18 protein-coding genes are annotated in these 22,083 nt (G+C 64.1%); 11 read left to right on the top strand and 7 right to left on the bottom strand.

Features of this window, described 5'->3' with window-relative positions; translation table 11 throughout:
* Positions 1-76: 76 nt before the first annotated feature.
* Positions 77-1,363, bottom strand: coding sequence for an ABC transporter substrate-binding protein (locus FYC77_RS14230; RefSeq protein WP_149082156.1), 1,287 nt, complete (start codon positions 1,361-1,363; stop codon positions 77-79).
* A 158-nt stretch (positions 1,364-1,521) separates the two neighbouring features.
* On the opposite strand from FYC77_RS14230, the gene FYC77_RS14225 reads away from it, so the two are divergent.
* From FYC77_RS14225 to FYC77_RS14210, 4 genes are all read left to right on the top strand, one after another.
* Positions 1,522-3,066: an acyl-CoA carboxylase subunit beta gene (locus FYC77_RS14225; protein ID WP_149082177.1), complete on the top strand. Its 1,545-nt coding sequence runs from the start codon at positions 1,522-1,524 to the stop codon at positions 3,064-3,066.
* On the top strand, positions 3,066-3,428 hold the full coding sequence (locus FYC77_RS14220) for a hypothetical protein (protein ID WP_238386962.1): 363 nt from the start codon (positions 3,066-3,068) through the stop codon (positions 3,426-3,428). The genes FYC77_RS14225 and FYC77_RS14220 overlap by 1 nt, the downstream gene beginning before the upstream one ends.
* 272 nt (positions 3,429-3,700) lie before the next feature.
* Positions 3,701-5,539, top strand: a complete 1,839-nt coding sequence (locus tag FYC77_RS14215; RefSeq protein WP_149082155.1) for an acetyl-CoA carboxylase biotin carboxylase subunit — start codon at positions 3,701-3,703, stop codon at positions 5,537-5,539.
* Between the two features lie 276 nt (positions 5,540-5,815).
* The gene (locus FYC77_RS14210; protein WP_149082154.1) at positions 5,816-6,985 is read left to right on the top strand and encodes an NAD(P)/FAD-dependent oxidoreductase; all 1,170 of its coding nucleotides are present in this window, start codon (positions 5,816-5,818) and stop codon (positions 6,983-6,985) included.
* 27 nt (positions 6,986-7,012) lie between these two features.
* On the opposite strand, the gene FYC77_RS14205 is transcribed toward FYC77_RS14210, so the two are convergent.
* Positions 7,013-7,837: a DUF7847 domain-containing protein gene (locus FYC77_RS14205; RefSeq protein WP_162354538.1), complete on the bottom strand. Its 825-nt coding sequence runs from the start codon at positions 7,835-7,837 to the stop codon at positions 7,013-7,015.
* Between the two features lie 360 nt (positions 7,838-8,197).
* The gene (gene dnaK / locus FYC77_RS14200; RefSeq protein WP_149082152.1) at positions 8,198-10,135 is read right to left on the bottom strand and encodes a molecular chaperone DnaK; all 1,938 of its coding nucleotides are present in this window, start codon (positions 10,133-10,135) and stop codon (positions 8,198-8,200) included.
* Positions 10,136-10,317: 182 nt separating this feature from the next.
* On the opposite strand from dnaK, the gene FYC77_RS14195 reads away from it, so the two are divergent.
* From FYC77_RS14195 to FYC77_RS14165, 7 genes are all read left to right on the top strand, one after another.
* Positions 10,318-11,208, top strand: coding sequence for a 1,4-dihydroxy-2-naphthoyl-CoA synthase (locus FYC77_RS14195; RefSeq protein WP_149082151.1), 891 nt, complete (start codon positions 10,318-10,320; stop codon positions 11,206-11,208).
* Positions 11,209-11,430: 222 nt separating this feature from the next.
* Positions 11,431-12,708, top strand: coding sequence for a DUF7405 family protein (locus tag FYC77_RS14190; RefSeq protein WP_149082175.1), 1,278 nt, complete (start codon positions 11,431-11,433; stop codon positions 12,706-12,708).
* 32 nt (positions 12,709-12,740) lie between these two features.
* Positions 12,741-14,108 carry a DUF7350 domain-containing protein gene (locus FYC77_RS14185; protein ID WP_149082150.1) on the top strand — a complete coding sequence of 456 codons (1,368 nt, stop codon included), beginning with the start codon at positions 12,741-12,743 and terminating at the stop codon, positions 14,106-14,108.
* Entirely contained in the window at positions 14,108-14,941 is an 834-nt protein-coding gene (locus tag FYC77_RS14180; RefSeq protein WP_149082149.1) for a cohesin domain-containing protein, read from the top strand. Before FYC77_RS14185 ends, FYC77_RS14180 begins: the two co-directional genes overlap by 1 nt.
* A gap of 151 nt (positions 14,942-15,092) precedes the next feature.
* Positions 15,093-17,063 (top strand): bacterio-opsin activator domain-containing protein, encoded by a 1,971-nt coding sequence (locus FYC77_RS14175; protein WP_149082148.1) that lies wholly within the window; start codon positions 15,093-15,095, stop codon positions 17,061-17,063.
* A 258-nt stretch (positions 17,064-17,321) separates the two neighbouring features.
* Complete coding sequence (locus tag FYC77_RS14170; protein ID WP_238386960.1) at positions 17,322-17,618, top strand: hypothetical protein; 297 nt, start codon at positions 17,322-17,324, stop codon at positions 17,616-17,618.
* A gap of 70 nt (positions 17,619-17,688) precedes the next feature.
* Positions 17,689-18,474 carry a zinc metalloprotease gene (locus tag FYC77_RS14165; protein ID WP_149082147.1) on the top strand — a complete coding sequence of 262 codons (786 nt, stop codon included), beginning with the start codon at positions 17,689-17,691 and terminating at the stop codon, positions 18,472-18,474.
* Between the two features lie 64 nt (positions 18,475-18,538).
* On the opposite strand, the gene FYC77_RS14160 is transcribed toward FYC77_RS14165, so the two are convergent.
* From FYC77_RS14160 to FYC77_RS20190, 4 genes are all read right to left on the bottom strand, one after another.
* Positions 18,539-18,895 carry a winged helix-turn-helix domain-containing protein gene (locus FYC77_RS14160; protein ID WP_149082146.1) on the bottom strand — a complete coding sequence of 119 codons (357 nt, stop codon included), beginning with the start codon at positions 18,893-18,895 and terminating at the stop codon, positions 18,539-18,541.
* Positions 18,896-19,005: 110 nt separating this feature from the next.
* A complete protein-coding gene (otsB, locus tag FYC77_RS14155) occupies positions 19,006-19,899 on the bottom strand; it encodes a trehalose-phosphatase (protein WP_149082145.1) in 894 nt (297 codons plus the stop codon).
* 3 nt (positions 19,900-19,902) lie between these two features.
* Entirely contained in the window at positions 19,903-21,516 is a 1,614-nt protein-coding gene (locus tag FYC77_RS14150; protein WP_149082144.1) for an alpha,alpha-trehalose-phosphate synthase (UDP-forming), read from the bottom strand.
* A gap of 185 nt (positions 21,517-21,701) precedes the next feature.
* Positions 21,702-21,878, bottom strand: a complete 177-nt coding sequence (locus FYC77_RS20190) for a hypothetical protein (protein WP_162354536.1) — start codon at positions 21,876-21,878, stop codon at positions 21,702-21,704.
* Positions 21,879-22,083 lie beyond the last annotated feature (205 nt).

Below are 22,083 nucleotides of genomic sequence, written 5' to 3'. Positions count from 1 at the left end.
CGGACGCTCCGTTCGAAAGCGTCCGCTCGCGGAGGTTCGGACCGTCGAAAAAACTGTCAGACTCGGATTAGTCGAGTTAGGACTCGAACTCGATCGTTTCGGTGATGTGGTAGCCGTCCTCGTCGAACTCGAAGAGGTCGTACGTGACTGCCTCCATGTCACCGTTCTCGTCGAAGTTGGTGACGCTCGAGGCACCCTGGTACTGGATCTCTTCGCCGTCAGCGGCCATGTCGAGACCGTCAGCGAGGTTGCTCGGGCCGATCTCCTCGCCGCCGGGATTTGCGACCTCGCGGATCTCCGCGCTCACTGCGGGACCGGAGAGGTCGTCGGCTCGAAGCTGTGCGAGCATGTGGATGGCGGTCGCGTCGTAGGCCTGGCCGGTGAACACGCCCGGGCCGTCGCCGTACGTGTCTTCGTACATCTCGTTGAACGTCTCGGCCTCGGGGCCGCGGGCGGAGGGGGCCGTCCCGATCACGTTCGACATCGGGTTGTCGACGTTGCCGGGCAGGGCGTTGTCCTGGAGCCCGTCGGGCACCATGATCGTGTGATCGTTATCGAAGTTGATGTAGTAATCGCGGAAGATCTGCTCGCCGCTGTCGGGGTAGCCGACGATGACCATCAGATCGGGATCGTCCGCGAGCGCACTCTGGAGTTCGGAGTCGTAGGACGGCTGTTCGGGCTCGAACGCAACCTCCTCGAGCACCTCCCCGCCGAGGTCCTCGAAGTTCTCGACGACTGTGTCCTGTAGGCCCTGGCCGTAGTCGTTGTTCAGGAAGAACGTCGACAGCGTCTCCGCACCCTCTTCCTCGTAGGCGATCTCGGCCATCGCCTCTCCCTGCCAGGCGTCACTCGGCGCCGTGCGAAGCAGGTAATCGCCATCCATGTCGGTGATGTCCGGCGACGTACTCGCGGGAGAGATGCCGACGACTTCGTTCGGGAAGAAGATGTCTTCCGCGACGGCGATCGTCACGGCCGATGACGCGGCACCGGTGACCGATGGGTAGCCCGCGTCGGCGAGTGCTTGTGCACCACTGATCCCCGCCTGCGGGTCGGTCTCCGTGTCCTCCTCTCGGATGTCGATCTCGTAGGCAACGCCCTCGTCCTCGAGTTGACTGCCAGGAAGGATCGCCGCGTCACGGATCGGCGCGCCGAGACTGCCGAGGTCACCCGTCACGGGGAGCAACGTTCCGACCATCACGTCGGGGTCGTCGCTGCCACCGTTACCGTTCCCACCGTTCCCATTTCCACCGTTACCGTTACCGCCGTTTCCGTTACCGTTTCCGTCGAGACAGCCCGCAAGCGCGATTCCGGTTCCAGCACCGATTCCACCAAGCACCCTTCGTCTGCTGACATTCCGTGCCATATGCAAGCCAATGGTGAGTATGAATATAAAGTGTTTGTGTGAGCAGGCGAAACCGGAACTCGACAGTCGCGGTGTCGGTTCCGAATTGCAGAACGCTTTTCATTTGCCTCGCCGTTTCTTCCCGCGATGAACGACGCAGGGAGAGGGCACCCATGACGATGGAAGATCGCATCGACGAACTCGAGGAACTCCGCGAGGAGGCTCGTCTGGGCGGTGGCGAAGAGCGGATCGAGAAACAACACGAGAAAGGAAAGATGACGGCCCGCGAGCGCATCGAGTACTTCCTCGACGAGGGAACGTTCACGGAGTTCGATCAGCTTCGCACCCACCAGACGAGCCAGTTCGGAATGGAAGAAAAGAAGATACCGGGCGACGGCGTCGTGACCGGCTACGGCGAGGTTGACGGACGAACGGTGTTCGTCTTCGCCCACGACTTTACGGTCTTCGGCGGCTCGCTCGGCGAGGTTTTCGCCGAGAAGATCTGTAAGGTGATGGACAGCGCGATGGAAGTCGGCGCACCGATCGTCGGACTCAACGATTCGGCGGGGGCCCGGATTCAGGAAGGCGTCAAGAGTCTCGCCGGATTCACCGAGATCTTCCGCCGGAACCAGGAGGCAAGCGGTGTCGTTCCCCAGATTTCGGCGATAATGGGTCCGTGTGCGGGCGGTGCCGTCTACTCCCCCTCGATCACCGACTTCATCTTCATGGTCAAAGAGACCAGCCACATGTACATCACGGGCCCCGGCGTCACCAAGACCGTCACCGGCGAGGAGGTCACCCACGAGGAACTCGGCGGGGCGATGACACACGCCGGCAAAACCGGTGTGGCACAGTTCGCCTGCGAAAGCGAAGAACAGGCACTCGACGACATCAAACGTCTCCTCTCGTATCTCCCACAGAACAACGTCGAGGATCCACCTCGCGTCGACCCGTGGGACGACCCCGACCGGCGCGACGAGGAACTCAACGAGATCGTTCCGCCGAGTCCGCAGAAACCCTACGACATCGTCGATGTCGTCGATAGCGTCGTCGACGAGGGATCGTTCTTCGAGGTCGCCGACAACTTCGCACAGGAGATCGTCGTCGGCTTCGCCCGCCTCGATGGCCGGTCGGTCGGGATCGTCGCCAACCAGCCGCGGGTGAACGCCGGCACGCTCACCGTCGACTCCTCGATGAAGGGATCGCGGTTCGTCCGCTTCTGTGACTCGTTTAACATCCCGATCGTCACCTTCGTCGACGTTCCCGGCTACATGCCGGGTACGGACCAGGAACACCGCGGCATCATCCGCCACGGTGCGAAACTGCTCTACGCTTACGCCGAAGCGACCGTCCCGCTGCTGACGGTCATCACTCGGAAAGCCTACGGCGGGGCCTACTGCGTAATGGCCTCGAAGAACCTTGGCGCGGACGTCAACTACGCCTGGCCGACCGCCGAAATCGCCGTTATGGGCCCACAAGGTGCCGTGAACCTCCTCTACCGCGACGAACTCGCCGAGGCCGAGAACCCCGACGAACTCCGGGACGAACTCATCGAGGAGTACCGCGAGGAGTTCGCCAACCCCTATACGGCGACCGATAAGGGCTTTCTCGACGACGTCATCGTTCCCACCGAGACCCGGCCGCGGCTGATCGACGACCTCGAGATGCTCGAGACGAAACGCGAGCAGAACCCGGACAAGAAACACGGCAACATCCCCCTCTGATGACGACACACCAACAGTCCGAAACCGACCGCGAGGGCGCGTCGAGTCGCAACGAGGAGGAAACGCCGGATCCAGCCGCGTTCGACTCACCGCGTGCGGACGACGACACACGGCTCTCCCTCGAGATTTCGGCCGACGTGGACGACGACGAGGCGGCAGCGATCGCCGCCGCCGTCGGCGCTCACCTCCACGATCACGCCCGTGCGGCCGCGGCGGCTGCCGCCTCGAGCGAGGAGACGTGGGACGAAAAGCGGTGGTCGTTCGCCGGTCGAATCCGCGCCCAGCAACAGCGGACGGTCCGTATCCCTCGGGAGGCACCGACGGATCCGTGGAGCGCTGCCGGGCGAACCGACCGGTTCTGAGACGGTTTGCGATGACTGAGACGGATTGGTGTACCGTTGTACCGCTGAACCCGCAGACCGGTCGCGGGTTCGGCGGTCCCGACTGACAGGAAACCGTACGATTGCCGGCCGATCGCTCACCGTTCCGTGATCGGCCGATACAGGCCCATCGCGGGCCGTATGAGTTGGACGTCCGACCTGAGTCGGGTTCGATGCTCTCCGACAGGCGAGATCCAGTGACTCGTTGGGTTGCGAAAAAGTAAGGTAGTCGCCCCGTGACGGTTTCGAAAAGGATGTTCAGGAAGGTTCTCGTCGCGAATCGCGGAGAAATCGCGATCAGAGTGATGCGAGCGTGTGAAGAACTCAACGTCGGAACGGTCGCCATCTACTCCGAGGCGGACAAAGATGGCGGGCACGTCCGCTACGCGGACGAAGCCTACAACGTCGGGCCGGCTCGCGCGGCCGACTCCTATCTCGACCACGAGGCCGTCATCGAGGCCGCCTGCAAGGCCGACGCCGACGCCATCCACCCCGGCTACGGCTTTCTCGCGGAGAACGCCGAGTTCGCGGGGAAAGTCGAGGAGACCGACGGGATTACCTGGATCGGTCCCTCGAGCGACGCGATGGAGTCGCTGGGCGAGAAAACTAAGGCCCGGTCGATCATGGCGGAGGCGGACGTCCCGATCGTTCCCGGTACGACAGAGCCAGTCACCGACCCATCGGAGGTCGAAGCCTTCGGCGAGGAGTACGGCTACCCGATCGCGATCAAAGCCGAAGGCGGCGGCGGCGGCCGCGGAATGAAAGTCGTCCGGTCGGCGGACGACGTCGAGGATCAACTCGAGAGCGCGAAACGCGAGGGCGAAGCCTACTTCGACAACGATTCGGTCTACCTCGAGCGCTACCTCGAGAACCCACGTCACATCGAGGTCCAGATTCTCGCCGACGAACACGGTAACGTCCGCCACCTCGGCGAACGTGACTGTTCGCTCCAGCGTCGCCACCAGAAGGTGATCGAGGAAGGGCCGTCGGCGGCGTTGACGGATGACCTGCGCGAGCAGATCGGCGAAGCCGCCCGCCGGGGAGTCGCGGCGGCCGACTACACGAACGCCGGAACCGTCGAATTCCTCGTCGAGGAAGACCCCAGTCGAGGCCCCGACGAGCTGCTCGGTCCCGATACGAACTTTTACTTCCTCGAAGTCAACACCCGGATCCAGGTCGAACACACCGTCACGGAGGAGATTACCGGACTCGACATCGTCAAGCGACAGATCCGAATCGCCGCCGGCGAGGAGATCGACTTCGAGCAAAGCGACGTCACGTTCGACGGCCACGCCATCGAGTTTCGGATCAACGCCGAGAACGCAGCCAATGACTTCGCCCCGGCGACTGGCGGCTCCCTCGAGACGTACGACTCGCCGGGTGGAATCGGCGTTCGTCTCGACGATGCGCTTCGTCAGGGAGACGACCTCGTCACCGACTACGATTCGATGATCGCCAAACTGATCGTCTGGGGCGAGGACCGCGAGGAGTGTCTCGAGCGATCGCTTCGTGCGCTCCGGGAGTACGAGATCGAAGGGATTCCGACGATCATCCCGTTCCACCGCCTGATGCTTTCGGACGAACGGTTCGTCGAGAGCACGCACACCACGAAGTACCTGGACGAGGAACTCGACGAGAGTCGGATCGCCGACGCCCAGGAGCAGTGGGGCACCGACGCCGAATCCGCCGACGGTGACGACGAGGAGACGGTCGAACGGGAGTTCACCGTCGAGGTCAACGGCAAACGGTTCGAGGTCGAACTCGAGGAACGCGGCGCACCCGCGATCCCGACCGGCGACGTCGACACCGGAAACGCGGCCGGTCCACCCCAGCCCGCCGGCGGGAGTCAGGATGAGTCGACGACGGACGTCGCCGGCAGCGGGGAGACGGTCGACGCCGAGATGCAGGGAACGATCCTCGATATCGAGGTCGAGGAGGGCAACGAGGTCGCCGCCGGCGACGTCCTCGTCGTGCTTGAGGCGATGAAGATGGAAAACGATATCGTCGCCTCCACGGGCGGCACCGTCAGCCAGATCGCCGTCGCGGAAGGGGATAGCGTCGACATGGGAGAGACGCTCGTCGTCCTCGAGTGAGACGACCCGGGTCAGGCCCGAGCGAGACGACCCGGGTCGGGAAAACGACGGCGCTGGTTCGCTCGAACACACAGATTGCACGCCGAGTCGGCGTTTTCGGTGGACACACGTGACACCCACACGGACGCCCGAAGCCGAGGACGCTGTTCGACTGGCACGCCGTCGACGTCTGTCTCGAGTTCTGGGGAACGATCGGAGCGCCTGGTCCGTGAGAACAGGGGACACGGCCATGTGCGTTCCAACACCTTTGTATCGGAGGGTTTCAGAGTGTGACGTATGACTGAAAACGTCGTCGTTCTCGGTGCCGGGTACGCCGGTGCCGGTGCGATCAAGACGCTCCAATCGGAACTCGGGGGCACTGTACGGCTTACCTGGATCGCCGATGTCGACTATCACCTGGTCCTACACGAATCCCATCGCGTGATACGAGATCCGGACGTCAGATCGGACATCACCTTCTCCGTCGACGAAATCGCCGACCCATCGACCAGATTCATCCAGGACGAAGTCGTCGGGTTGGACCCCGAGGAACAGGTCGTCGAACTCGCCGAAAACGACGACGTCGACTACGACTACGTCCTCGTCGGACTCGGCAGCCAGACCGCCTACTACGGCATCCCCGGTCTCGACGAACACTCGCTGACCCTCAAGAGCCTCGACGACGCCCTCGAGATCCACGAGGCCGTCAAGGAAGCGAGCACGAACGCCACCCGTGGCGAGCCTGCACAGGTCGTCGTTGGTGGTGCAGGTCTCTCCGGTATCCAGACCGCCGGCGAGATCGCCGAGTTCCGCGATGCACACCGTGCACCGATCGAGATCCACCTCGTCGAGGCGCTCGACGAGATCTTCCCCGGAAACGACCCCGAGATTCAGCAGGCGCTTCGCGACCTCCTCGAGGAAGCCGCGGTTCGGATCCACACGGACGATCCGATCACCGAGGCGACGGACGAGGTCATCCACTTCGACGAGGGCGACCCCCTCGAGCACGACGTGTTGATCTGGACCGGCGGGATCACCGGCCGCGACGCGATAGACGACGTCGACCTCGAGAACGAACACAACCGCCTCACGACGGAGGCGAACTTCCAGACCTCCGACGAGCGCGTCTTCGCTACCGGCGACTCGGCGATCATCGATCAGGGCGACCAGCCCGCACCGCCGACGGCCCAGGCCGCTTGGCAGGCCGCCGACGTGGCCGGAGAGAACATCGCTCGAGCGATCGAGAACCGCCCGCTGAAGACCTGGGAGTACGACGACAAGGGTACCGTCGTCTCGGTCGGCGAGAAGGCCGTTGCACACGAAGTCAAACCGGCGTTCGGCGTCTCTCTCCCCGTCGATACGTTCGGCGGCTTCCCGGCGAAGAACCTGAAGAAGATGATCGCGGCCCGCTGGATTGCCGACATCACCTCCTGGAACGAAGCCCGACAGTCCTGGTCGTCCCTGTAGGTTCCCCGAGCGAGCGTTCGAGTCCCGTCACAGCCGACTGTGCTCGCGAAGGCCACTCGCACGAGTGAAATACGAGACGTGGTAGACCGACAGCACGGTCCAGACGACCGGTGCGGCGACGACGAAGACGAGAAACGCGAACGCGAATGCAGCCAGGAACGCGATATCTTCTGACATCATCATCCCGCCCACTACGCCACCAGCGACCGCAGCGAGTACAGCGAGGACGACCGGAACGTACGCGAGGATCCCTCGCAGGATCGTGTAGCCGACGACACTGATCGGGTTCGAACGAGCGACCGACAGCGACGTCTTAAAGGAGTCGATCACGCCGACGTCTCCGACGACGATCGCGGCGTCGAAAAACTGGATGGCAATGCCGATCGCGGCGACGACCAGCACGATGGCCGCCATAACGAGGACGAACCCGATCCCGAGCGCGCTGCCGACCGCCGGATCGGCACCCGCAGACAGATCCGCACCGACGATACCGAACAGAACCAGGAGAACGATCGCGATTGTGATCGCAAACATGAGAACCATGTAGCCCACGAAGAGGACGGCAAACGCGCCGACCATCCGCTGCCAGTACTCCTCTAATCCCTCGATCAGGTGATCGAACGAGGGTGAGCCTCGAATGCCTTCGGCGGCCATCGCCAGCGTCCCAGCGAGCGCAAAGGCAGGGACGATCCAGACGACTAACGCGAGAAACATTCCGACGAACGGGATCGACGTGAGCGCCATGTAAGCGATCGTGCTGATGAGCCACGTGATCCCGATTCCGGCGATCAGTATCGGCTCGTCGAGAACGGTCCCGATTGACTCTCCAAGCGATGATATCGCATACCCCATTGTAATTCCAATCGAGACTCCTCTAGCATATAACTTCTCATCTCCAGGTTCTCGAGCCGTTTCGCGTTCGGTTTCCCACACCGTCGGCTCGAGGGGTTCGTCGGTCGTCGGGACCGACGACGTCGGCATGTGAACCCTCGAGGAGTGTCCGAACGCACTGCGGGAGAAAGCGACCGCCGCTCGAGGCGTGGTATCGAATACGACCCTGTTGTGAACAGTCGAAAATCAGTATCGCCACACCCGAAGTCGAGTTGTGGGTACACCTGTCCGGGCGGTCCGGTGTCCGTCAGTTCCGGTGGGGTCGCGGTGCGTTCTCGTGGCCCGCCGGTACTCGAGACGGTAGTTCGTCGCAGACGATCGCTACGACTCGTCGTCCTCGTCGTCCTCGTCGAAACTCACGTCCTCGAAGTCGGCGTCGACGAACTCCTCGCCGTCGCCTGCGTCGTCGGCCCCGGGGTTCGGTCCGCCCATATCGCCCATGCCGCCCATGCCGCCGGGTCCTGCGCCGGCACCAGCTGCACCCGCACCGCCGGCCCCGCCTGCGGCACCGGCCTGTTGCTGGTAGACCTGCTTGCCGATCTCCTGGAGTTCGTTGCTCAGTTCTTCGACCGCTTCCTCGATGTCCTCGGCCTCGGCCTCGTCGTCGTCGATCGTCGCCTCGAGGTCCTCGATACCCGCCTCGATCGACTCGCGGAGGTCGTCGTCGACCTGCTCTTCGTTCTCCTCGAGGAGGGTCTCGGCGCGCTGGATCGTCGCTTCGGCGGTGTTACGTGCCTCGATACGCGCGCGTTTCTGTTCGTCTTCCTCGGCGTGTTCCTCGGCTTCTTCCTGCATGCGCTCGATCTCCTCGTCGGAGAGACCTGCGCCGCCCTCGATGGTGATCTCCTCGCTCTCGCCGGTCCCCTTGTCCTCCGCGGAGACGTTGACGATGCCGTTCTCGTCGATCGAGAAGGTGACTTCGATCTGGGGCGTTCCCGCAGGCGCTGGCGGGATGCCAGTCAGGTGGAACTCACCGAGCTGTTCGTTCTTCTCGGCGAGTTCGCGCTCGCCCTGGAAGACCCGCACCTGGACGGAGGTCTGGTTGTCCGCCGCGGTGGTGAAGATCTTGCTTTCTTCCGTTGGAATCGTCGTGTTCTTCTCGATGAGGCGCTCGAAGAGGCCGCCTTTGACCTCGATACCGAGCGAGAGCGGCGTGACGTCGAGCAGGACGATGTCGTCGACTTCGCCGCCGAGAACGCCACCCTGGATCGCCGCGCCGAGTGCGACGGCCTCGTCGGGGTTGACGTTCTTCTGGGGTTCTTTCCCGGTCAGTTCCTGGACTTTCTGTGCGACCTGGGGCATCCGAGTCGACCCACCGACGAGCAACACCTCGTCGATGTCGTCTCTGGAGTAGCCGGCGTCCTCGAGGGCCTGCTCGGTCGGCTCGACGGTGCGATCGATGAGATCCTGGGTGAGCGATTCGAACTTCGCGCGAGTGAGACTCTCCTCTAAGTGGATCGGGCCGTCGTCGGTCGCCGTAATAAAGGGCAGGTTGATCTCGGTTTCCTTGCGACTCGAGAGTTCGATCTTGGCCTCCTCGGCGGCGTCTTTGAGCCGCTGGAGGGCCTGACGGTCGTCGCGGAGATCGATGCCGTGGTCGTCCTCGAACTCGTCGGCGAGATAGTCGATGATCGCGTGGTCCCAGTCGTCGCCGCCGAGGTCGTTGTCGCCGTTGGTCGCGACGACCTCGTAGACGCCACCCCCGAGATCGAGGATAGAGACGTCGAACGTGCCGCCGCCGAGGTCGTACACGAGCACGGTCTGGTCGGAGTCGTCGTCGAGGCCGTAGGCCATCGACGCCGCCGTCGGCTCGTTGATGATCCGTTCGACCTCGAAGCCGGCGATCTCGCCGGCGTCTTTCGTCGCCTGACGCTGTTTGTCCGAGAAGTACGCCGGGACCGTGATGACGGCCCGCTCGACGTCGTCACCGAGGTACTCCTCGGCGTCGCGTTTGATCTTCTGGAGGATCATCGCCGAGATCTCCTGTGGCGTGTACTCTTCGCCCTCTACGTCGACGGTGTACTCTTCCTCACCGATGTGACGTTTGATCGAGGCGATCGTCTTCTCCGGGTTCTGGATCGCCTGGTTCTTCGCCGGTTTGCCGACGAGCCGTTCGTCGTCGTCGGTGAACGCGACGACCGACGGCGTCGTCCGGTCGCCTTCGGCGTTGACGATGATCTCCGGATCGCCACCTTCCATCACCGCGAACGCGCTGTTCGTCGTCCCAAGGTCGATACCGAGAATCTTGTTGCTCGCCATTAGGGTGGCTTTGTGCGCACTTTGGTTTAAACGTTACTAGCCGAGGTGGTGGGTCGAATAAAACTCCTGTGGCCGAGATTCGTGCGACCGAACCGGCAGTCCGTATCAGTTCGCCGCCGTGACGTGGGTGGCCCTGCGACGAGAACCTATATTTGGCGTCGCACTCGAGACGACCACGAGCAATGGTTTCGGAACTGTTCGATCCCGAGTGCTGGGAGCCGACGGCCCTGAACGACGAGTTCCGCGATATCACCTACCACCGCGCGGCGGACTCCGGAACGGTGCGGATCGCGTTCGACAGACCTGACGTTCGGAACGCGTTTCGACCGAGAACGATCGACGAACTGTACGACGCTCTCGATCACGCGAAACGGCAGACGGACGTCGGCTGCATTCTGCTGACCGGTAACGGTCCGTCGCCCAAAGACGGCGGCTGGGCGTTCTGTTCCGGTGGTGACCAGACGAGCCGTGGCGAAGACGGCTATCAGTACGACGGCGACGAGGAACGGGCATCGGAGCAGGGACGATTACACATCCTCGAGGTCCAGCGACTCATCCGACACGTCCCGAAGATCGTCGTCTGCGTCGTTCCCGGCTGGGCGGTCGGCGGCGGCCACTCGCTGCACGTGGTCTGTGACCTCACGCTCGCGAGCGAAGACCACGCGAAGTTCCTCCAGACCGACCCCGACGTGGCGAGTTACGACGCCGGCTTCGGGTCGGCCTATCTGGCGAAACAGATCGGACAGAAGAAAGCACGGGAAGTCTTCTTCCTGGGGAAGACCTACTCCGCCGAGGAGGCCGCCGAGATGGGCATGGTCAACGAGGTCGTCCCCCACGAAGAAGTAGAGGAGACGGCACTCGAGTGGGGCGAACGGATCAACGCGAAGAGTCCGACGGCGATGCGGATGCTCAAGTACGCGTTCAACATGACCGACGACGGGATGGTCGGCCAGCAGGTGTTCGCCGGCGAGGCGACGCGTCTCGGCTATATGACCGACGAGGCCGCGGAGGGACGCGACGCGTTCGTCGAGGGGCGCGATCCCGACTTCGACGAGTTCGCCTGGCACTACTGACCAGGGGGCGGCGGGGCCGATGGTGTTCGCCGGAACCAGCAACATCGGCCGTTACCTCTCACTACCTTCGTTGGGCTGTGAGCGCCAGGTTCGCCGCGAGAGCCCGCTAACACTCCGTTCGACGGGCAGCGTTCGTGACGTGAGTGACGTCGAAGACGACGGTACGTTCGGGCCGAAGCGCAACGTTTTGAACGTTCGGGCCCCGACTACCGGTAGGTGACGATGGTTCCCGATCGGTCCTCGCTGTCGCGCCGAGAGTACGTCCGAGCGCTGGTAGCTACGGGTGGCGCGGGCGCCCTCTCGGCCTGTCTGGACGCGGTCGACGACGGCGAGGCCACAGCGGCCCCGTCAGGTACGGACGATCCGGACTCGCTGCCCGACCGACAGCACGCCTGGAACGACACACTCTCGAGCGACGACGACGGGAACGTGCTCCTTCCGGAACACCACGCGCTCGTCGCGCTCTCGCTTCGCGCCGAACCCAACGAGGAAGACCGGGACACGGTCGAGGCCGCGTTCCGTACCATAGAGCGAGCCTACGAGTGGAGCAACGAGGGCCTGGTCTTTACCGTCGGTTACACCCCGGCGTACTTCGCGCGCTACGACGGCTCTCTGCCCGACTCGGTCGACCTGCCGGAACCGGTCGCGCTGACCGATCGGGAAGACCCCGCGTTCGACGAGTACGACGCCCTGCTCCACCTCGCGAGCGACCGTCCGGAGGTGGTCCTCGAGGCCGAGGAGGCGCTGTTCGGCGACCGAGAGACGGTAAACGGCGTCGACCTCGAGGCGGATCTCTCCGGCGTCTTCGACCGACGCGAGGATCACCGACGCACGGGATTCGTCGGCGATGGCCTGCCCGCGAGACACACGGACCTCCCCGACGTCCCCGAATCGATCCACGAGGAAGCGCCGTTTTTCATGGGCTTTCGATCCGGGTTCCGGGAGAGTCAGGCAACTGAAGACCGCGTGACGATCTCCGAGGGTCCCTTCTCCGGCGGAACGACCCAGCAGCTCTCCTCGATGGACCTCCAGCTCGAGGTCTGGTTCGAACAGGACAATCACTACCAGCGAGTCTCGAAGCTGTTCAGCCCAGAACACGCCGAGGAGGAGTTGGTCGGAGCGTTCGGCGAACGCCTCGAGACGGCGAGCGGGCTGACCGACGACCGCATCGAAGCGACCGCGGCCGACGCCCGCGAACGCGGCGTCGTCGGCCACGCCCAGAAGGCCGCTCGAGCCAGGGAGAACGGCGACCCGCTTCTCCTGCGCCGGGATTTCAACACCGTCGACGGCGACCGGCCGGGATTGCACTTCCTCTCGCTCCAGCGGGGGATAGACGAATTCGTTCGCGTACGCGAGGCGATGACCGGCGCGGATCTCGACGTCCCGTCGGCGAACAACGGTCTCCTCCACTACATCTTCGTGAACCGCCGCGGGAACTACCTCCTCCCGCCCCGGGAGCACCGTGCGTTACCGCCCGCAGATCCGGGTTCGGGGGCGTGAACCGACCGACAACGACGATACGAACACGACACATGCAGGACCGCGACACCATCGACCGACGAACGTTCACACGACGAACAGCCGCCGTAACGGGAGCGATCGCGCTCGCCGGCTGCGTCGGTGGAGAAGAACCCGGTGACGGCGACGAGACCGGCGACGGAGACGGGAACGGGGACGACGACGTCGCCGCCGTTCCGGAACTGCCCGAGATCGAGGACCCGCCGGACGCAGTCTACGTCCCGACCCACCGGGAGGCGATGCGGATGCTCGAGCCGATCGACGCCGGCGAGTTCCGGCTCGCCCCGATGCTCTCGTACCCCCACCCGTTCTGGGTGATCGCGGGCGGCGGGAGCGCCGAAGAGGAGGTCGAACGAATCGACCCCGACGACGGCCGCGGCGTCCACATGATGTTTACCCTCTGGGACGCCGAGACGGGTATCGTGCTCCCGGTCGACGAGGGGACACAGATCACGATCTATCGGGACGACGAACAGGTCGGCTCCCCCCGATCCCCGTGGGCGATGATCTCTCAGGAGATGGGCTTTCACTTCGGCGACAACGTTTCGCTCCCGGAAGACGGAACGTACACCGTCGAGGTCACCATCACTCCGGTCTCGACGACGAAAACCGGCGACCTCGAGGGCCGACTCGAGGAGAGACAGACGGCCACGTTCGAGTTCGTCTACGACGACGAGTTCCGTCACGAGGTCGTCGGCGGCGTCGAGTACCTGGACGAAGACGACTGGGGACGACGCGGCGCGCTCGGGCCCATGGATCACGGCCACGGAGAGGGTGGACACGCTCACGGCGAAGAACACGGTGACGGCCACCACGACGACGGCCATCAGCACGGTGACGGTGACGGCCACCACGACGACGGCCATCAGCACGGTGACGAGCATCGCGATGACGGCGGCCACGACGACCACGACCACCACCACGTTCCGTACTCCGAACTGCCGGACGTAGACGAGTATCCTGGGACGGTGCTCGTGGATCCGGACGCCGACGAACGGCCAGCGGAGACGATGGACCTCCCCCGGAGCGGTGATGGGGCATTTCTCGCGACCCTCACGGAACCGGGATTCCGACTGGCCGACGGGGACGAGCGCTACCTGCTCGTCTCGCCGCGAACGCCGTACAACCGCGTTCCGCTCGCGGATATGTCCCTGTCCGTGACGGTCGAGCGCGACGGCGAGACCGTCGCCGAACCGTCGCTCGAGCAGACGCTCGATAGCGAGCTCGATCTCCACTACGGAACGTCCGTGGCGGACGTCCAGCCGGGCGATTCGGTGACGATCACGGTCGAATCGCCCCCGCAGGTCGCCCGCCACCGTGGGTACGAGACGGCGTTCCTCGAGATGCCGCCGGTCGAACTGACCATCCCGGAGGAATCGTGATGGGTCGGGCCGGTGTCCTCGAGGGGCGATCGTCTCGGGCTCGAGCCGGCGTCACGATCGGAGTCGTCTGTCTTCTCGGGATTGGGTTGCTCGTCCCCGCACCGGTGTTCGCGGGCGACAACACGACGTTGTTCTTCTTCGAGGAGACCGAGATCGACGCCGATCCCGGTGAGACGATCGAACTCGAACTCGTCGTGAGCGACCACGGCGACTACAACGCCAACGGCATCGACGAACTCGGGTTCGAACTCTCTTACGACCCCGACGTGTTCACCGTGACCGACCTCGAACACGGCTCGATGCTCACCGGAGGCGATTCGGACGTCGAGGTCGTCGGAACGAGCGAGATCGACGACGACACGGGGACGATCATCGTCGAACAGGAGCGCGATCCCTCCGGCGACGGCGCGAGAGCAACCGAGACGGCGGTGACGATCACCCTCGAGGTCGCCGAGGACGCGGAGCCGACGACGGAGACGATCGAGATCTCCGACGCATTCGCAACGCTCGTAACAGACTATCCACAGGCTGTGATCGAGCGGGACGCTACGGTCTCCGTCGACGGCGGGGCCGGACCAGCCGACGACGAGAGCGCCGGGACCGACGACCCGGACGGCGTCACGTTTGCGGACGAGGAGACATCGGACGCGGCGAGCGATTCGTCTGCCGACGACGCCGGCTCCGGAACGGTCGCCGACCCCGGTGAGGGCTCGAGCGACGAATCCGCGGACGACGCGGCGACTGAGGACTCGATCCCCGGATTCGTCGGCACAACCGCTGTCCTCGGTATCGCTGTGGCGCTCGTGCTGAGACACACCGGAAACCGACGCTGATACGTCTTACAACTGTGGCGGAGATTCTACCGGTTTCATCGCCGACCACTGGGTTTTTTATTCCATAACATGATTGTGGACAGAAAGGACGGAGCGCTCGTCGGTCGATCGCGTCCGCGGCCTCCCGAGATGTATGGGACCTGTTGATGGTATGGAATCGAACACCAGTGGAGAACTGATCGTCCTCGTGACGGACGCTCGAAGCGCCAGCAGTGACGTCACGGACGAGATACGGAACCGGACGGGGATGAGCGTGCGGTCTGTTTCGGTCGCTGACCTCGACGATCGACTCGAGGACGCCGTTCCGGACGCGATCGTGCTGTCTGCGGACGACCCTGAGATCGTCCGGACGACCGTCACGCGAATTCAGGAGGACGTCCCCGACGCGCCCGTCGTCGTCGCTCCCCGCGACGGAAGCGAGAAGCTAGCGACGGTAGCGATCAGGGCAGGTGCGACCGATTACGTTCCGGAAGACGGCCCCCGTCTGATCGACCGGATCGTGGATTCGGTGCAGACGACCGGGGAACGGGACCGAAACGTCGAGTTCCGTCGAATCCTCGCGGAGGAACTGCCTGATGAGGCGTTCGTGATCGGCGAAGACGGAACGTACCTCGAGGCGAAGGTCCGTCCCGAATCGGCGGAGCTGTACGAGACGACCGCGGCGGAACTCGTCGGAACGACGATCGGCGAGGCGTTCCCGGAACCGACCGCGGAACGGCTTCTGGACTGTGTCGAGCGAGCGATCCGGTCCGACGAGATACAGTCGATCGAGTACGACGTCGAGACGGCTGACGAACATCTCCGGTACGAAGCCCGGGTCGTCCCGACAGATCGCAGAATCGACGGACGGCGAGTTGCCGTGTGGCTCGCACGCGATATCACCGAACGGGCGAAACGCGAACGGGAACTCCGGGCACGCCAGGCGGAACTCGAGACGCTGAACCGGATCAACGCAGTCGTCCGGCGGGTGATCGAGACGCTGGTCGAGGCACCGAGCCGAAACGCGATCGAACGGGAGGTCTGTCGACAGCTCGTCGATTCGGAGCTGTACTGTGGCTCCTGGATCGCCGAGTGGACCGGTGACGGCTCCCTCGCGTACCGAACCGGCGCGGGTGACGCGACGACCTATCTCGAGTGCGTACAGGAGGGGACGAGCGGTCCTGATCGCCCGTTCCGACGCGCCGTCCGGTCGGCGGAGATTCAGACGGAAGATCACGTCCTCGAGCGCGAGCCGTTGCCCGACCCGCTGCAGACGGCCGCTGCCGACGACGACGTCGAGGCCGTCGTCGCCGTCCCGATCACCCACGAGGACGCGACCTACGGAGCGTTAACCGTTCTGGCGAGTCGCGACGACGCGTTTAGCGAGAGCGAGCGGGCGGGATTCGAGTTACTCGGCGAGACGATCGGCTTTACGATCATGGCCGTCAAAAACCGCCAGCTGCTGTTTGCCGATACCGTCGTCGAACTCGAGTTTCGCATCGATGGCGGCGAGACGTTTTCGTTCGACCTCTCACGGGAGTACGACTGCACCTGTTCGCTCGAGTGGGCGGGGACGACTGCGGACGGGCGGACGTTCCAGTTCGTCACGATCGACGGTGTCGACGGGGAGACGGTACTCGAGGAGGCAAACGACCACGGCTCGATCGAGGAGTGTCGGCTCGTCCACGACGGAGTCAGCGGCTGTACGATCGAGATGCGGCTGAGCGACTCCGGCGTTCGAACGCTGACGAACCACGGCACCACGATTCGTGACGTAACGGTCGAGGACGCCGTCGGAAGCTGTCTGGTCGAGGTGTCACAGGAGGCAAACGTCAGGGAGATCGCGGACGCACTCTCTTCGATTTACGAGAACACCGAACTCGTCGCCAGACGGGAGGTCGACCGGCAAGTCCGAACCGCCGCCGAACGTCGCAATCTAATCCTCGACCAACTCACCGACCGACAGCTCACCACCCTCCGGCTTGCCTACTACGGTGGCTTCTTCGATTGGCCCCGTGAGAGCACCGGTGAGGAGATCGCGGAGGCGATGGATGTCTCGGCGCCGACGATGCACCAGCACCTTCGGAAAGGCCTGAAGACCGTCCTCGGCGAGTTCTTCGAAGGCGGCGGTACGAGCGAGTAGGTCCTCGCAAGCGGTGCGTCGATGGATGGTCGTTCGGCGACTCTTCCGATGAACGTGACGTTCACCGACACCAGACCGTCAGGATACTATAAAAGTCACGCATATGAACCCGGTGGCCGATAGACCAGTGCAGATTTCACTCGAGTGATGAGCGACCGGAGCCGGGCAATTCGACTCCAGATGGCAGAGATCCCGTGGGTGCACCGCCCCAACCGAACCGGTTTATACCGAACGACAACCGTGGGGTCGGGTGTATAGGTGCACACAGTGGCATCGATCGATCCAGTCGAGACTGTATTCGAGGCATCGGACGGTCAGTACTACACGGCCTGGCAGGTCCGTCGTCGACTCGAGAGTGGGAGGTGGCGTTGCTGTCTCCGCCAGCGGGATCCGGATCGACGGCTGGTGGAGACGGAATGCGCCCAACTGCTGTTTCTCGTGGCGACCGACCCGCGAGCGCTTCCCGACTGGACGGAACTCCGCATCGAACGGACTGCCACACACGTCGTCGATACGCGATCGTCGCTATCGCAACCGGTGGGACGGCGTTCCTGAACGGCCGCGTATATAACTCGTGAATATACTAACCGCGAGCTAGAGAACGAGTCACACCGAACGGTCAGTCGTGAACCGCCGACACGTCCTGGGAGCGATCGGGTCGGTCGGGTCGCTCGGGACGCTCGCGTACGCGACGCGTGATCCGGTTCGGACCCTCGAGTTTCGACTCTGGCTCTCGGAGGAGGCCGCCGCGTACGACGGGGTCGCCGAGCGCGTCCTCGAGTACGTCGAGGAACTCATGACGTTCGAGTTCTGGTCGCTCGAAGCCTCCTTCGGCGGCGTCCTGTCGGTCTCGACCGAGGACGGTGCGCGCGTCACGACCGGCGGAGAGTGGCCGCTGGCGCTCGCATCGGGAACCGTTGGCTCGAGCGACGTCGAACCCGCGGGCGACGTCAATCTGATCGTGACCGACGGCCAGATGAAGCGAGCCCCGACCGGCTACGGCCTGCCACACGTCGCCTCCGTCGGCGGCGCGCGACACATCGCCGATCTCGAGCCGTTCGACAAACTGGTCGGGTCGGGACCCGAGGGGGACGTCCAACGCCGGATCGTTCCGCTCCAGACGCGCACTCGGACGATTCAGATTCTGCTCCACGAGGTCGGCCACGCGCTGGGGTTACACCACGACCACGGCGTCGCGTTTCGGTACGGCGATGCGATCGTGTCGACGCCGATGCTCAGTACGTACGCGTTCAGTTCGAACAGCCCGTACGACCGCTCGCGATGTGGCACGAGCTATCCCGACCCGGGCGATCTGAGCCGACAGCTCAGTCTGGCGTTTTCGACGTGTGCACGGCGCGAACTGACGAGTTACAGCGGCGGCGTCCGACTTCGGAACTCGAGTGGGCGGTAGTGGACGCTACCGTCTCCATCCATAGGACCAACGCCGAATCCGAACGTCGGTCAGTCGAGGTTAGTTAGTCGTCTTCTTCCGCCTCGTCTTCGTCGCCGCGGGCGAAACTCGCCTGCTCGCCACCGGCTTCCTCCGCGTCGGCCGCGTTCGGCCCTTCGATGAGCGACTCGAAGTCGTCGACCTCGTCGTACTGGTCCCGGTAGACGAGTGCGGCCTTCCCGAGCGACGTGATCTCGTAGAGGCCGGACCGTTCGGCGGGTCCGATCTTCTCGACGAGTCCGTAGTCCTCGAGGACCGGTAGTCGGGTGTTGATATTCTTTCGGCTCTTGCCCGTGTGGGCGGAGAGGTTCGTTGCGACGTTTCGTCCCTTGTCTTCCAGGGCGTCGAGGATCAGGAAGTCAGTTGGCTGTCGTAATTTCACACTCGTTCACTCTCATACGCACTCTATATTTCCAGTGGTAACTAATACTTTCGGCTCTTTGCGGAAAATTACTACCGGATGTTTCCGTCGGCATTCTCCCCCTAGGCCGCTCAATCGTCGGCCGTTCCGGACGATTTCGGCAGTTCCGTCTGCACGGACGGCGGACGGATGGTTCCGGTTTCTTCGTCCTCGAGTGACCCGTTGAGCAACCCGATGCCGGCCGAACCCAGCCACGTCAGAAACGAAGCGACCTCCGTCGGCGAGCGGACCCGCCAGTCGGCCGCCGACGGCTCCTCACCGCCGACCCGGATCCCGATACCGTCGGGACCGACGGCCCGGAACGCCGATTCGTCGGTTGTGTCGTCACCGACGTAGACGACGACCGTCTCGGGCGGGAGATCCGCCGCGGTCAACTCGACGGCGTTACCTTTTCCCCACGGGATCGCGGGACCGATCTCGAGGACCCGTTTTCCCCGTGACACCTCGAGGTCAGTGCCGCCGAGCCGGTCGACGACTGCGGCCGTCCGTCGGCGAACGAGCGGACGGAGCGGATCGGGGACGGCCCGCGTGTGAACCGTCGCGGTCAGTCGCTTGTTCTCGATTCGGACGCCGGGAACCGAATCGAGGGCGGCCTCGAGCGCCGAGCAGGACTCCCCGACCAGCGTGGCCCGTTTGCTGGCGACGGGGTGGACCGCGAGCGAGCCGTTACGAAGGAGTTCGAGCCCGTGATTGCCGGCGTAGGCGTCCGACTCGCCGACGCGGCCTCGAACGTCGGCGAGTGCACGCCCGCTGACGATAGCCGTCGAGACCGCCCGTTCGGCGACGAGCGTCTCGAGTGCCTCCTCGTTTCGGTCGAGCGGGGTCGCATCCGCCGGGTCGTCGACGATCGGTGCGAGCGTTCCGTCGAAATCCAGACAGACTAGCAGTCGCGAGGCTGCAGACAGTGCCGACCGGATCTGTACCAGTCCCACCTCGAGTCGTCGTGGCGGGGTTTCGGCGGTCATGGATTATATCGGTGACGTGTACTCCGGAGAATCCGGATCGAGATCGGAGTGGCCCTCGTGCTGTCGGTCGTCGTGGACGCGCCGTATCCAGTCGAACTGGGTGGCCATCCACCACCCGATGTCCCGGTCGAAAACGCGGTTACGAAGGGCGGACATCCGGCGACGACGCTCGTGACGGGGCGTCGAGAGCGCGTCGTCGATCCGACGTGCGAACCCGTCGACGTCGGTCGGATCGATCGTAAACGCGTGGGAGCCGAGACGTTCGTGTGCCCCGGTTCGATCGCTCAACAGCAACGTTCCGTCGGCGTCGCTGCTCGAGGCAACGTACTCCTGTGCGACCAGGTTCATGCCGTCGACGAGCGGGCTGACGATCATCACCTCCGCTCGCCGGTACAACGCGGCGAGCGTCTCCGTCTCGAGGTACGAGTCGGTGTAGACGATCGGTCGCCAGTCCTCGGTGGCGAACCGGCGGTTGATCCGCTCGACCTCGTCTCGGACGAACTCGCCGTACCGCTGGTAGGCCGGTATCTCGGTTCGTGAGGGGGTCGCCTTCTGGACGAAGGTAAACGACCCGCGCCAGCGCGGATTCCGCTCGAAGAACCGCTCGAGTGCAGCGAGTCGCTCGGGGATCCCCTTCGTGTAATCGAGCCGGTCGACGCCCAGTCCGAGGACGGTCTCGCTCGAGACGCCGTTCGTCGAGAAAACCGACGACAGTCGTGACGGATCGGCCGACCGGGCGTTCCGGTCGTACCGCTTGGCGTCGACACCCATCGGCGTCGCGACGACCGTCGTGGCCTCGCCGTCGTACCGAACGGTGTGGCGGTCCCGGTCGACCGTCGCCGACGGCAGCGCTCGCTCGACACACTCGAGGAAGTTTTTCGCGTATCGATCGACGTGAAATCCGAGCAGGTCGTTCCCGAGAAGCCCCTCGAGGATGCCGACGGCCGCCGGGCAGTCGCGGAACGTCTCCGGCGTCGGCCACGGAATGTGCCAGAACTGCGCGACCGCCGCCGAACTGGGGATCGAGTCGCGGATCGTTCGCGGAGCGAGCGCAAAGTGGTAGTCCTGAATCCAGACGACAGAGTCGTCGTCGGCGTGGTCGGCGACTGCGGTCGCGAACTGATCGTTGACCGACCGATACCACTCGAAGTCGTTCGGCCGCTCCTCGAGGAGATCCGTAAACCCGTGACAGAGCGGCCAGAGGACGCGGTTGCTGAACCCGCGGTAGTACGAATCGACTGCGTCTTCCGAGAGGTCGAGTCGGCGCAGCGTGTACGCCCCGGACGATGGTGGAACGCTGACGCAGTGTCGGTCGTCGGCGACGTCGAAATCCGCGTCGCCGTCGCCCCACGCGATCCAGGTGCCGTTCGTTCGCTGGCAGACGGGGTCGAGACCAGCGGTCAGCCCGCCGGTCGGTTCGTCGACGGATACCGATCGCTCGTCGTCCGATTCGTCGTACTCGTGGCGGTAGGGCTGGCGGTTCGAGACGACGATCAACGACCCAGGACAGTTCGGTTCCCGAGAGCGGTCGGTTCGCAGGCTCCGGTCGCCTCCGTCGGTTCGTATCGATCTGTTATCCGTGTTCGTCGACGACAATCGCTCGTCGGTAACTCGCATTCGCTGGTAGAACACAGCGCCGCTACGGGTTGATTCGTGGCCTGCAACCGCATGGAGGTCTAATAGGTACCCCGTACTGTTCTGGACCAGTGGAGGGTTCGACGAGACGATAGGTCGATCGGCTCTCGTTTCGGGCGGGGTCGACCGCCGGGTGTCGGCCGGAGCAGGGGTCGATCCCAGCCCGATTAATAGTAGTACAACTCGAGTTCGTGGCCACAGCTTCGACAGACGGTTTCGCTTCCCCGCAGTCGGTTCGAGTCGCTTTCCTCGACGATACCGGGGCCGGGCGGCACGGACGTGTTGACGGTCGCGTCACACGCGGGACAGCCGATGTCCATCGCGCCACGGTTCGACTTCGACATGTCCTCGTGCTACTCGAGGTTGGCCGATAGTTATACCAGCCGTACTGGGAGTGGGGGATCCGTTTCGAATCGTTCGCCGAGCGTACGGCGTGGTTTACGATCGAACGGACACCGTTTCGCGGCCGACCGGTCGTCACACGGTCAGTATTCCGGACGTCCGAGCCGTTCAGGGTCGCGTTCAGTTCGAAACACGAACCAACGAGCC

The sequence above is a fragment of the Natrialba swarupiae genome, assembly GCF_008245225.1.
GTDB classification, from domain to species: Archaea; Halobacteriota; Halobacteria; order Halobacteriales; family Natrialbaceae; genus Natrarchaeobius; species Natrarchaeobius swarupiae.
This window is presented reverse-complemented; position numbering and strand designations above follow the sequence as displayed.